Annotated in this window: 13 protein-coding genes; 7 read left to right on the top strand and 6 right to left on the bottom strand. The window is 70.5% G+C overall.

Annotation, left to right across the window (positions count from 1 at the left end; translation table 11 throughout):
• Positions 1-38 precede the first annotated feature (38 nt).
• From A3IC_RS0124420 to A3IC_RS0124445, 6 genes are all read right to left on the bottom strand, one after another.
• The gene (locus tag A3IC_RS0124420) at positions 39-1,265 is read right to left on the bottom strand and encodes a CaiB/BaiF CoA transferase family protein (protein ID WP_020552683.1); all 1,227 of its coding nucleotides are present in this window, start codon (positions 1,263-1,265) and stop codon (positions 39-41) included.
• Between the two features lie 143 nt (positions 1,266-1,408).
• Positions 1,409-2,782, bottom strand: coding sequence for an amidase (locus tag A3IC_RS0124425; RefSeq protein ID WP_020552684.1), 1,374 nt, complete (start codon positions 2,780-2,782; stop codon positions 1,409-1,411).
• Positions 2,761-3,900, bottom strand: coding sequence for an NAD(P)/FAD-dependent oxidoreductase (locus tag A3IC_RS0124430; protein WP_158696085.1), 1,140 nt, complete (start codon positions 3,898-3,900; stop codon positions 2,761-2,763). The genes A3IC_RS0124425 and A3IC_RS0124430 overlap by 22 nt, the downstream gene beginning before the upstream one ends.
• A 13-nt stretch (positions 3,901-3,913) precedes the next feature.
• A complete protein-coding gene (locus A3IC_RS68925) occupies positions 3,914-4,231 on the bottom strand; it encodes a 2Fe-2S iron-sulfur cluster-binding protein (RefSeq protein ID WP_020552686.1) in 318 nt (105 codons plus the stop codon).
• Positions 4,228-5,079 carry a polysaccharide deacetylase family protein gene (locus A3IC_RS56355; protein WP_020552687.1) on the bottom strand — a complete coding sequence of 284 codons (852 nt, stop codon included), beginning with the start codon at positions 5,077-5,079 and terminating at the stop codon, positions 4,228-4,230. The genes A3IC_RS68925 and A3IC_RS56355 overlap by 4 nt, the downstream gene beginning before the upstream one ends.
• 54 nt (positions 5,080-5,133) lie before the next feature.
• On the bottom strand, positions 5,134-5,787 hold the full coding sequence (locus tag A3IC_RS0124445; RefSeq protein ID WP_040877135.1) for a GntR family transcriptional regulator: 654 nt from the start codon (positions 5,785-5,787) through the stop codon (positions 5,134-5,136).
• Positions 5,788-5,894: 107 nt separating this feature from the next.
• Here A3IC_RS0124445 and A3IC_RS0124450 point away from each other — a divergent pair, with 107 nt between their 5' ends.
• The 7 genes from A3IC_RS0124450 to A3IC_RS0124480 all read left to right on the top strand — a co-directional run bounded on the left by A3IC_RS0124450 (position 5,895) and on the right by A3IC_RS0124480 (position 12,329).
• Positions 5,895-7,220 (top strand): aromatic ring-hydroxylating oxygenase subunit alpha, encoded by a 1,326-nt coding sequence (locus A3IC_RS0124450; RefSeq protein ID WP_026218679.1) that lies wholly within the window; start codon positions 5,895-5,897, stop codon positions 7,218-7,220.
• The gene (locus A3IC_RS68930) at positions 7,217-7,708 is read left to right on the top strand and encodes an aromatic-ring-hydroxylating dioxygenase subunit beta (RefSeq protein WP_020552690.1); all 492 of its coding nucleotides are present in this window, start codon (positions 7,217-7,219) and stop codon (positions 7,706-7,708) included. Before A3IC_RS0124450 ends, A3IC_RS68930 begins: the two co-directional genes overlap by 4 nt.
• A complete protein-coding gene (locus A3IC_RS56365) occupies positions 7,680-7,934 on the top strand; it encodes a hypothetical protein (protein WP_020552691.1) in 255 nt (84 codons plus the stop codon). Before A3IC_RS68930 ends, A3IC_RS56365 begins: the two co-directional genes overlap by 29 nt.
• Positions 7,931-8,812, top strand: coding sequence for a VOC family protein (locus A3IC_RS0124465; RefSeq protein WP_020552692.1), 882 nt, complete (start codon positions 7,931-7,933; stop codon positions 8,810-8,812). Before A3IC_RS56365 ends, A3IC_RS0124465 begins: the two co-directional genes overlap by 4 nt.
• Positions 8,813-8,881: 69 nt before the next feature.
• Positions 8,882-9,901, top strand: coding sequence for a dihydrodipicolinate synthase family protein (locus A3IC_RS0124470; RefSeq protein ID WP_020552693.1), 1,020 nt, complete (start codon positions 8,882-8,884; stop codon positions 9,899-9,901).
• Positions 9,901-10,860, top strand: a complete 960-nt coding sequence (locus A3IC_RS0124475; RefSeq protein ID WP_020552694.1) for a hypothetical protein — start codon at positions 9,901-9,903, stop codon at positions 10,858-10,860. Before A3IC_RS0124470 ends, A3IC_RS0124475 begins: the two co-directional genes overlap by 1 nt.
• 83 nt (positions 10,861-10,943) lie before the next feature.
• The gene (locus tag A3IC_RS0124480) at positions 10,944-12,329 is read left to right on the top strand and encodes an NAD-dependent succinate-semialdehyde dehydrogenase (protein ID WP_020552695.1); all 1,386 of its coding nucleotides are present in this window, start codon (positions 10,944-10,946) and stop codon (positions 12,327-12,329) included.
• Positions 12,330-12,337 lie beyond the last annotated feature (8 nt).

Here is a 12,337-nt window from a genome sequence, read left to right on the forward strand (position 1 = left end):
GGCGAAATATCGTTGTATTCCGCAGTTTTCTGGTCGACTCAACGCACCGCCCCCGCGGAGTGGAGGTCGGCCAGGTCCCTCGGGGTGCAGCCGAGGGCGGTGAGGACTTCGTCGGTGTGTTGGCCGAGTTCGGGAGGCGCGGTGCGGATGGTGGTGGCGGTGCGGGAGAGCTTGAGGGGGGATCCGACCATCGTGATGGTGCCTGCGGAGGGGTGGTCGATCTTGGCGATCATGTCCCGGGCCAGGACCTGGGGGTGGGCGAGGGCCTGGTCGACGGTGTTGATGGGGCCCGCGGGTACGCCGGCGTCGGAGAGGACCTTGCCCCAGTCGTGGGCTGAGCGTTCGGCGAGTGCGGCTTCTATCAGCGGCAGGAGTTCGTGGCGGTTGCGGACGCGGTCGGGGTTGGTGCCGAACCGGGGCTCTTCGGCGAGGTGGCCGAGGCCGACGGCGGGGGCGAAGCGGCGCCACAGGCCGTCGTTGCCGGCGGCAACCATGAGGTGGCCGTCGGCGGTCGGGAAGGCCTGGTACGGGACGATCGTCGGGTGGGCGGAGCCGTAGCGCGGCGGGGTGTCGCCGGTGACGAAGTAGCCGCCGGCGACGTAGGTGAGCCAGGAGATCTGGCCGTCGAGGAGCGAGACGTCCACCCACTGGCCTTCACCGGTGCGGTCCTTGGCGCGCAGGGCGGCGAGCATGCCGATGCAGGCCCACATCCCGGCGGCGAGGTCGGCGGCGGCGACGCCGACGCGTACCGGCGGGCCGTGCGATTCGCCGGTGACGCTCATCATGCCGGACAGCGCCTGGGCGATCGCGTCGTAGCCGGGCTCCTGGGACATGGGGCCGGTCTGCCCGTAGCCCGAGACCGAGACGTAGACGATGCCCGGGTTGATCTCGCGTATCTGCTCGTAGCCGAGCCCGAGGCGGGCGACCGCCCCGGGGCGGAAGTTCTCCACGACGACGTCGGCGGTGGCGGCCAACTCCTTGACCAGCTCACGGCATTGCGGGTTCTTCAGGTCGACGGCGATGCCGCGCTTGTTGCGGTTGACGGTGTGGAAGTACGCGGCGTCCGCGCCTTGGAAGGGCGGGCCCCAGGCGCGGGTGTCGTCGCCGCTTTCGACGTTCTCGACCTTGATGACGTCCGCGCCGAGGTCGCCGAGGATCATCGTGCAGAACGGGCCGGACAGGATGCGGGACAGGTCGAGTACGCGCAGCCCGGCGAGTGCTCCGTCGTTCTCGAGCCAGGGGGAGGTCGTCTCGGGGACAGGCATGTGTACTCCGTTCTGGGGGCGGCGGGGTGCGGGCATGAGTGCGCTCGCGTGGTCGCCAGGGTGCTCCACGCCGCTCGCCGGTCCGGTGAGCGTGTGCAGAGGCCGATCAGGTCCGCGAATGCGGAGGTCGCGAGGTCGTGGCGTCAGGACTTGGCGTTGGCCAGCTGGAAGGCATGGGCGATCCGCAGGAGTTCCAGGTCGCCGGCCGGTCGGCCGACGAGCTGGATGCCGACGGGCAGTCCGTTGTCGGTGTATCCGCACGGCACGGAGATCGCGGGCAGGCCGGTCGCGCTGATGTAGTACGCCGAGCGCATCCAGTCCAGGTAGCCGGTCTGGCGGACGCCCTCGATCTCGTCGGGCCACCGCGTTTCGACCGGGAAGGGCGGCACCTGCGCGACGGGCAGCGCGAGGACGTCGAAGTCGTCGAAGAATCGGGAGACTTCGGCGTACAGCCGGATCCGGTGCCGCTCCGCCCGCGCGAGCTCCGGCCCCGACAAGCCGAGTCCGGCGTCGATGTTCCACAACGTGTCGGGGTTGAGCGCGGCGCGGTCCTCCTCGCCGAACCATTGCGCGTAGTACCAGGCGCGCCACGTGCGGAAGGCTTCGTCGGCACCGGTGAAGTCGGGTTCCCGGTCCTGGACGAAGCAGCCGAGTCCCTCGAAGACCGGGCGCCCGGCGGTGTCGAGGACGTCCGTGACGCGCTTGTCGACCGGGAGGCCGCCCAGGTCCTTGCCCCAGGCGACCCGCAGGCCCTTCATCGGCTGCGGCACCAAGTCGCGGAACCGCGCTCCGTCGCCGGGCCAGGACAGCGGACTCGCCGGGTCGTGGCCCGCGATGACGCTGAGCATGAGCGCGACGTCCTCGACCGTGCGGGCCATCGGTCCGTCGACGGCGAGTGTGCACCAGTCGCCGGACGCGGGTACCAGGCCCGCGCTGGGCCGCAGACCGACGACGCCGCAGAAGCTCGCCGGGTTGCGCAGCGAGCCGCCCATGTCGGTGCCGCTCGCCAGTGGTGCCATGTGTGCGGCGAGCGCCGCGGCGGAGCCGCCGCTGCTTCCGCCCGCGCTCCGGTCCGGGGCGTACGGGTTGCGGGTGACGCCGAAGACGGCGTTGTAGGTGTGCGAACCGGTGCCGAATTCGGGGGTGTTGGTCTTGCCGAGGGTGATCGCGCCGGCCTGCTTCATTCGGGCCACGATCCGCGCGTCCCGCGTGGGGACGTGGCCGGCGTAGATCGTGGATCCGTACGTCGTGCGCACGCCCGCCGTGTCGTGCAGGTCCTTGTAGACGACGGGGACGCCGTGCAGCGGACCGGGCGTGACGCCATGGGCGAGTGCCCGGTCCGCCCGGTCCGCGTCGGCCAGGGCGTGGTCGGCGGTGAGCGTGACGATGGCGTTGATCTCGGGGTTGACCCGTTCGATCCGGTCGAGATGGTCCTGCACGGCCTCCCGGCTCGACACGTCGCGGCGGCGGATTCGCGCGGCCAGTTCGGTCGCGGTCAGCCGGTGGAGACTGGACACGGTTCTCCTTGTTCGATCACCTTGCGCAGGCGCATCACTTCCCGACGGGCGTCGATGCCGGCCGCCCCCACGACCTGCCCCTCGCGCACGAAGCACGCGAGCGAGGGGCCGATCATGCGGGTCTCGGCACCGGGCTGCCAGGACCCGAGCGCGTGGATCTTGTGCTCGTACTGGTCGGACCAGACGTAGCCCACCGGTGCGTACGGCGCGGCCTGGCCCAGCAGCGTCCGCGCGGCGGCCATACCCTGCTCCACCGCGTTGGAGTGGTGCTCCGAACGGGTGACCCCCAGGCGGGGGTGTCGCCAGCGGGCCACGTCGCCGGCGGCGACGACGCCGGCGACGCCGGTGGCGCAGGTCTCGTCGCACACCACGCCGTCGTCCAGCTCCAGACCCGAGGACGCGAGCCAGCCGGTGACCGGCGCGTTCCCCACGCCGACGACGACCACGTCGGCGTCGACGCGGGTGCCGTCCGCGAGCATCAGGCCGTCGACGCGGATGTCGCCGGTGACGTCGACGACGGCGGCGCCGCATCGGACGTCGACTCCGTGGTCGCGATGGATCCGGACCAGCAGGTCGCCGAAGGACGGGCCCAGCGCCCTGCTCATGAGGGTGGGGGCCGCCTCGACGATCGTGACGTCCAGGCCGAGGCCGCGGGCGGTCGCCGCGACCTCGGCGCCGATGAATCCGCCGCCGAGCACGGCGACGCGCGGGGATCCCGCGAACTCGTCGGCCAGGCGACGGGCATCGGCGGCGGTGCGCAGGGTGTGCATGCCCGCGAGGCGGGGCAGCGCCGCGGGCCAGCGTGGCCGCGACCCGGTGGCGATGACGAGGCCGTCGAAGGGGTGGACGGTCCCGTCCACCGTGTGCACCTCGCGCCGGCCGAGGTCGAGTCCGGTGGCGGTCGCCCCGAGGTGCAGCTTGATCCCGAGCGCGGCGTAGGAGTCCACCGGCCGCAGGCTCAGCTCCTCCTCGCCACAGTGTCCGGCGAGGAACCGCTTGGACAGCGGCGGCCGGTCGTAGGGCGGCTCGGTTTCGGCCGACAGCATGGTGAGTTCGCCCTCGAAGCCGGCCGCGCGGAGCTCCTCGGCGGCGTGCACGCCGGCAAGTGACGCCCCCACGATGAGGATTCGCTCAATCATGGGGTGCCACGGCCAGTTCTATCCCGTCAAGTTCGGGGCCGAAGGCGATCTGGCAGGCCAGCCGGGACTGTGGGCTGCGCGACTCCAACTCGTCGAGCATGTCCGCCTCGTCGGTGCCCGGCGCCTTGAGGGCGCCGAGCCACGATGGGCTCACGTAGACGTGGCAGGTGCCGCAGGCGGCGTTGCCGCCGCACATCCCGACGACTCCGACGCGTGCGGAGCGCAGCTCGGGCATGAGCTTGACCCCGTAGCGGACCGGCACGGTTCGGGTGTTGCCGTCGGCGGCGGTCACGTGGGCCTGTCCGGTCATGCCTCGACCACACGCAGGTTCCGCGCCACCTCCACGTGGTTGCTCGACACGTCGTAGCCCGTCTTGGTCAGATGCGCGGTCATCTCGTCGAGCGAGGCGATCCACGTGTCGGGCTGCGCGGTGAGGAATTCCAGGTACTTGTCGAGGAAGCGCAGCCGCATCGGGCGTCCGATGATCTGCGGGTGGGTCGTGTAGATGCAGACGCCGCCGAGGTCCTTGATGCCGTAGTACTCCTCGCTCCATATGGAGCGGACCTCTTCCGAGGTGCTGATCTTCTTGTTCCACGACTCGGTGTCGAACCACCAGTGCACGGAGTCGTTGGTGGGCCACGAGGTCGGCAGTTCCAGGACGCGGGTGCCCTCGTGCCAGTACGGCCGCACGTCGGCCATCATGTTGGTGCTGTAGTTGTAGCCGTGCTTCTCCAGCAACTCCAGGGTGTGCACGGTCAGTTCGAGCGAGGGGGCGCGGTAGCCGGTGACCTCCGCGCCGAACGAGGTGAGGATCTCGTGGCCGCGTACCAGCTCGCGCTCCTCCTGTTCGCGGGTGAGCTTGGTGGGCGAGACATGGCTGTAGCCGTGGTTGGCGAGCTCGTGGCCGGCGGCGACGATGTCGCGGACCCGGTCCGGCCACACCTCGGCGACGCGGCCGGGCACGAAGAACGTGGCCCGCAGGCGGTGCTTGTCGAGCAGCTTGAGCAGCTCCGGAACGGCCACCCGGCCGCCGTAGGTGCCTTGCGACAGGACGCCGGGCTTGCCGACGTTGACGCCGCCGGACTCGTGGAGCCACAGCTCCTCGGCGTCGAAGTCGATGGTCAGACCGACGGCTACCTGGGCGTTGTCAGGCCACATGGGGACTCCTTGAAGAGACACGGTTTGTGCTGAGGGACGTCTGAGGGCGCCGTTTCAGATGGCGCGGAGAAGGCTCTGCATGGCGTGGTCGAGGTGGGCTTCGACCGCCGCGCGGGCGGCGGCGGGGTCGCGGTCGGCGATGGCCTGCGCGATGGCCCGGTGTTCGGCGATGACCTGCTCGGCACGCCCGGGGTCGTTCCGCAGGTTGCTGTTGCCGACCCGCAGGGGGACGTCTCGGGCCAGGGCGTATGCCTTGGTCAGAAGGCTGTTGCCGGTGGCCACCACGATCCGGCGGTGGAAGTCGTCGTCGGCGGCGGAGAACTTGTCGTCCTCGCCTTCCGCGAGCAACGCGGCCTGCGCGTCGACCATCTCCAGTAGTCCGGGGCCCAGGGCTCCCGACGCGCCGGCCTGCTCGACGGCATAGACCTCGATCAGCCCCCTGGTGACCAGGACTTCCTGGATCTCCTTGGCGCTGACCGGGAGGACGAGGGCGCCCCGTTTGGGGTAGAGGCGGACATGGCCTTCGAACTCGCAGCGCAGAAGGGCTTCGTGGACCGGTGTCCGGCTCATGGCCAGCGACTCGGCGATCTCACCCTCGCTGAGCATCATGCCACCGGCGTAGGTGCCGTCGAACAGACGCTCGCGAATGTGTGCGTAGGCCCGCTCGGGGGCGGACAAGCCCCCGCTTCCAGTTCTTGTTGACGACATGCATGGAAGATATATGCATGCCGTCGCCAAAACAATACAACATGAGTATTGCCTTGCGGACAACTTGCATGGAAGATGAGCGGAACTTGCAGACAAGAGAGGTGTTCATGACTCTCACCGAGATCTTCGACCGGTTCGCGCCGGATTGCAGTTCGGTGCCCCAATCGGTCTTCGGCGACGCAGCGGTCCTGGACGCGGAGCTGACCCGGATCTTCACCAAGACGTGGCTCTTCGTCGCGCACGAGTCGGAGGTCGCCGAAGCCGGCGACTACGTGACCCGCCGCATGGGCCGCGACCAGGTCATCGTCGCCCGCGGCGAGGACGGGCAGGTCCGGGTGATGCGCAACGCCTGCACGCACCGGGGCACGCTCCTGTGCAAGGCGACACTGGGCAACACCTCGCACTTCATGTGCCCGTACCACGCCTGGACGTTCGACAACTCGGGACGCCTGCGCGGCGTCCCGGAGGCCCGACCCTCCTACGGTGGCTTCGACAAGCCCTCGCGCGACCTGCGCCGCGCCCGGACCGAGGTCTACCAGGGCCTGGTCTTCGCGACCTGGGCCGAGGACGGGCCGTCGCTCGCCGAGTCGCTCGGTGACATCGCGTGGTACCTCGACGCGCTCCTGGGCACCGCGACCGGCGGCTGGGAGGTGGCAGGCCCGCCGCAGCGGTACACGATCAAGGCGAACTGGAAGCTGAGCTGCGAGAACTTCGGCGGCGACGGCTACCACCTGCCCTACACCCACCGGGTGCCGATCGAGTCGGGCCTGTTCGGCGAGGACGAGGAAGGGGGCGAGGTCGGCAAGCCCACCGGGCGCGTCGTCTGGACCCCGCAAGGCCACACCGCGCGGGTCGGCTACCTGCCGCCGGAGTACGCCGAGCCGCCCTACCCCGGATACCCCGAGAACCTGCGGGACGACTTGGCGGCGAACGCCGGGCCCGAGACGCTGAGCGTGCTCGCCAACTCCGACGTGGTGCACGGCAACGTCTTCCCGAACCTGTCGTTCATCCAGACGGCCATCACCTACACGGGTGACGAAGCCGAACCCGTCTCCTTCACGGTGCTCCGCCTCGCCCAGCCCGTCACCCCCGACACGACCGAGCTGTACAACTTCGCCCTGGTGCCGCGCGGCGCCGACGAGGAGTGGAAGCAGAAGTCGGTCGTGGCCTGCGTGCGTACCCACGGTGCCGCCGCGGTGCTCTTCGAGGGGGACGACGTCGACAACTTCACCTGCGTCAGCGTCACGGCGGACGGGGCGCTCGCCCACGACACCGACCTGGACTACTCCCTGGGCACCAACCTGCCCAGGCCGGAACCCGACGACTGGGCCGGGCCGGGGGAATCGGTACCGCACGACCACAGCGAGTACACCCACCGGGCCTTCTACGGCACCTGGCTGCGGTACATGAAGGACACGAAGGAGGGGGCGTGACGCTCACCGAAGCGATCGGGCAGTTCCTCTACGAGGAGTCGGCGGCGCTCGACGAGGCCCGGTACTCCGACTGGCTCGCGCTGCTCGCCGACGACTTCCGGTACGAAGTACCGCAGCCGATCACCCCGCAGAGCCCGGACGAGGAGCAGTACTCCAGCCGGATGCCCATCTCGCGCGAGTCCAAGGGCTCACTGCGGATGCGCTTCGACCGGGTCTCTTCCGAGTACGCCTGGAGCGACCGGCCGCGGCACTTCCTGCGCCACTTCGTCTCCAACATCCGGGTGCGCCCGCTCGGCCCGGACGAGTGGGAGGTGCGCAGCAACGTGCTCGTCGCCAGGTCGCGCTCCAGCGAGGAGAGCACGCTGGCCACCGCCGGGCGGGTCGACGTCCTGCGCGGCGACCCGGAGCGCGGATTCCTGCTGGCGGCCCGCACGGTCCACCTCGATGTGGAGGTGCCCAGTGCCGGCCAGCTCATCCCCGTCTACTGACGCGTCGAGCCCGGGCCCGGACGGACCCGAGCTGCGTCTCGCCAACGAGTTCGCGAGCATCCGACTGCGCAAGGTCCGCTTCGGCAACGCTTCCCGCATCGAGGTGCGCTCCGAACGCCAGGACCGCACGGTCCTGCTCGATCCCATGGCCCTGGACGCCATCACCCGGCTGACGCCCGACCAGATCTCCCGCATCCTCACCCTCGTGACGGAGAACGACCAATGACCGTCCGCTCCGTGCGCCATGTCGCACTGCGCGTGCCGCGCCCCGACGCCTCCAGCGCGTTCCTCGGCGACGCGTTCGGGCTCGTCCCCACCGACGCCGGCCTCCGGGGCACGGCCGACGCCCACCCTTTGGTGAGGCTGAGCGAAGGCCCGGCGCTCGGCATCGACCACATCTCCCTCGGCGCTGCGAGCCACCGCGACGTGGACGACGTCGCCGCCCGCGTCCAAAGGCTCGGGCTGCGGCTCGTCGAGGAGCCCGGCGTCGACGACGAAGGGGCCTACCGCACCCGCCTGCGCGACGGCAGCGGGCTGCTGCTCGAAGTGGCACACGCCGACAAGGCCCGGCCCGACCCGGTTTCCCACGTGCCCTTCCTCGACCGGCCGATGCTGATCAGCCACGTCGTGCTCAACACGCCGGACCTGGAGGCGACCGCGGAGCTGTACTGCGAGCTGTTCGACTTCACCGTCTCCGACCGCTACGGCGACTACATGGTCTTCCTGCGCTGCAACCGCTACCACCACTCGGTCGCGCTGGGCCAAGCCGAGCACACCTCGCTCAACCACATCGCGTTCGAGGTCGGCAGCATCGACGGCGTCATGCGCGACTCGGCCCGGCTGCAGGGCCTGGGCAGCGATCCCGTGTGGGGCCCGGGCCGACACGGCCCCGGCGACAACGTCTTCTCGTACTTCGGCGACCCCAACGGCGTGGTCGTGGAGTACACCTCCGCCCTCGAGGTCTTCGACGAGGCCGATCCCCGTGAAGCCAAGGTCTGGCCGATGGACGACCCCGAGCAGGACAACGTCTGGGGCACCGGCGACCCGTCCGACGAGGGCATCGCGCTGATGACCGGCGCGCCCGACCCCTACCTCCAGCCGTAACGGTGCCCGGCACCAAGCCGTGACGGTCCCATCCCCGGGCCGTGCGCGGCCCCTAGCAAGGAGTACTTGATGAAGTTCGAACCCGGTCAGGCACGGGCGTGGGCCCAGTCCGAGCTGCGGGGGGTGGCCGGCTGCCTCATGCCGACGTTCACCGGCGATCTGAACAACCTCAACGAGGCGGCCATCCGGCACGACGCCGCCCTCGAACGCGAGCTCGGTTTCACCGGCGCGCTGCTGGTCTCCGAGTGCGGCACCACGCCGACGGAGTTCCGCCGCTTCATCGACATCGTCGTCGACGAGGTCGGCGACGACATGGTCACCATCCTCCAGGCCTCCGAGCCGACACTCGCCGACACCCTCTCCCTGGTCCGCGACGCCGAGGCCGCGGGCGTGGACCTGGTCCTGATGTCCTACCCGCTGACCTTCTACCCGCAGAGCCCGGACGAGGTCGTGGAGTTCACCAAGACCGTGGCCGACGCCACGAACATGGGCATGGTGGTCTTCGCCCTCGACATGTGGAACTTCGAGCGGCTGCACCCCTCCGGGTTCGCCCCCGCGTGGCTCGAGGAAATGGTCGACACCATCCCCAACGTCGTGGCGATCAAGAACGAGATCGGCTACCCGGGCATCTCCGGCAACGCGCAGGTGTTCAAGCAGTTCCGCGACCGCGTGCTGGTGGCCGACCCGATGGAGATGAACTGCGCGGCGTGGATCCCGACCTTCGGGATGCCGTGGATGGGGACCTCCAACTACGAGTACTACGGCCCCGAGATCCCCCGGATGTTCGAACTGCTCCAGAACCCGGAGACGTTCGAGGCGGGCATGGACATCTACTGGCGGCTGCACCCGGCCCGAGGGGTCGTCTCGTCGGTCGGCAGCACGGCCGTCGCGGGCGCGAACCTGGTTCACCGCATGCAGTGGAAGTACCAGGGTTGGCTGAACGGGTTCAACGGCGGCCCGGTCCGCTTCCCCCAGATGCGCATAGACGACGGCCAGATGCGCGCTCTGCGCCGTGGGCTGGTCAACGCCGGTCTGCCGGTCACCTCCGACGACGACGCCGAGTTCTTCGTCGGGAGGCACCCGAAGTGATGCGTCTGATCGACGCCGCGGACCTGGCCGCCCTCGTGTCGCTGGACGACACGCTCGCCGCCGCGCGCGAAGCCGCGATTGCCCGAGCCGAAGGCCAGGTCGTCAGTGGACGACTGCAGTTCGCGTGGGCCGGCGGCGAGTCCGGCACCCGCTTCCTCGCTGCGGCGCTGCCCTCCCTGGACCTGTTCGGATACAAGCAGTTCCACTGGATCGGCAGCGGTGTCCGGTACGCGTGCCACCTGTTCCGCGCCTCCGACGGCGCGCCGATCGGCGTGGTCGACGCGGCCTCGATCACGACGCTCCGGACGGCGGCGACCGCGGCCGTCGGGGTCGAGTGTCTGTACGGTCCGGGTCGTGCGGGCGTGGTCGGCGTCATCGGCTCCGGCGCCGAGGCCCAGGCCGGTCTGCGGGCTCTCACCCGGGTCACCGACATCCCCGAGGCCCGGGTGTTCAGCCGCCGCGCCGCCAACCGTGAGGCGTTCGCCACGCGGATGACCGAGGAACTGGGCGTCCCGGTACGCCCGGTGGCCTCCATCCGGGAGGCGACCGACGGCGCGGACCTCGTCTACTCCGCCACCGCCTCGCCCGCCGGCGCGGTCTACGGACGCGACGACGTGGGCAGCGCCCACGTCGTCGCCACCATCGGCTCCACGGCGCCCGACCAGCGCGAAGCCAGGGGCGACCTGTTCGCGCGGGCCGGCCGCATCGTCATCGACACCGAGGACGCCATCGAGGAGTCCGGCGACCTCATCGAGGCCGCACTCGACCCCAAGGCGTACGAACTGCTCGGCGCCGCGCTGGCCGCACCGGCCCGTCCGGCCGAGCCGTACAGCGTCTTCAAGTCCATCGGCAGCCCCGAACAGGACCTCGTGCTGGCCGCGCACATCCTGCGCCGCGCCGAGGAGCGCGGCGTCGGTCGGCTCGTCGCGCCCGCGATGAGCCGCAAGCAGAACCTCTGATCCCCGGTCGGCCCGGAGCCCCGGCGATCGGTCGCACCCACGATCTCTGACTCTCCACACCTTCTCTTTACGGAGTTCCGTACGTGACACCCATCGACCTGTTCATCGGAGGCCGCTGGCTCCCCGCCGCCTCCGGGCAGCGCATCGAGGTGATCAACCCCGCCACCGGCGACACCATCGCCTCGGTCGCCGCCGGCAACGTCGACGAAGGGCTCGCGGCCGTCGCCGCCGCGCACGAGGCCGGGCCCGGTTGGGCCGCGACGCCGCCTCGGGCCCGCGCCGAGATCCTGCGCCGCGCGTTCGACCTGATGACCGCGCGTGCCGACGAGATCGCCGATCTCATCGTGGCCGAGAACGGCAAGTCCAAGGCCGACGCGCTCAGCGAAGTCGGCTACGCCGCGGAGTTCTTCCGCTGGTATTCCGAGGAAGCCGTCCGCATCGACGGCGACCTGCGCACCGCCCCGGCGGGCGGCAACAAGATCCTCGTGTTGCGGCAGCCGATCGGCGTCGCCGTCCTGGTCACCCCGTGGAACTTCCCCGCCGCGATGGCGACCCGCAAGATCGGTCCGGCGCTCGCCGCGGGCTGCACGGTGGTGCTCAAGCCGGCGTCCGAGACGCCGCTCACCGCGCTGCTCGTCGCCGAGATCCTGGCCGAGGCGGGCGTGCCGGCCGGTGTGGTCAACGTCGTGGTCGCGGAACGCAGCGGCCCGGTCGTGGCGGCCATGCTGCACGACCGCCGGGTCGCCAAGCTGTCGTTCACCGGCTCGACCGAGGTCGGCAGCGTCCTGCTCCGCGAGGCCGCCGACACCATCGTCAGCTGCTCCATGGAGCTGGGCGGGAACGCCCCGTTCATCGTGTTCGCCGACGCCGACCTGGACGCGGCGATCGAGGGCGCGCTGATCGCCAAAATGCGCGGCGGCGGCCAGGCCTGCACCGCGGCCAACCGCTTCTACGTCGAGGCCTCGATCGCGGACGAGTTCGCCGCGCGCTTGGCCGCCGAACTCGGCGACCAGGAAGCCGTGCTGATCAGCGCGAAGGCCCGCGAACGAGTGGACGCCCTGGTCGTCGACTCCGGCACGGTCCTCACCGGCGGGGCGGTGCCGGCGGGCAGCGGCTTCTTCTATCCGGCGACGGTTCTGGCCGACGTGCCTGCCGACGCGCCGATTCTGCGCCAGGAGATCTTCGGCCCGGTCGCCCCCATCGTGCGGTTCGACTCCGAAGCCGAGGTCGTCGCGGCGGCCAACGACACCGAGTACGGCCTCGCGGCCTACGTCTACACCGGCGACCTGGCTCGCGGCCTGCGGGTCGGCGAGCGACTCGACTTCGGCATGGTCGCGCTCAACCGCGGCCTGGTCTCCGACCCCGCGGCGCCGTTCGGCGGGGTCAAGCAGAGCGGAATCGGCCGCGAGGGCGGCCACGACGGGCTTCTCGAGTTCTTGGAGACCAAGTACATAGCCACGTGTTGGTGAACAGGGAG

This window comes from Embleya scabrispora DSM 41855, assembly GCF_000372745.1.
Taxonomy (GTDB): domain Bacteria; phylum Actinomycetota; class Actinomycetes; order Streptomycetales; family Streptomycetaceae; genus Embleya; species Embleya scabrispora.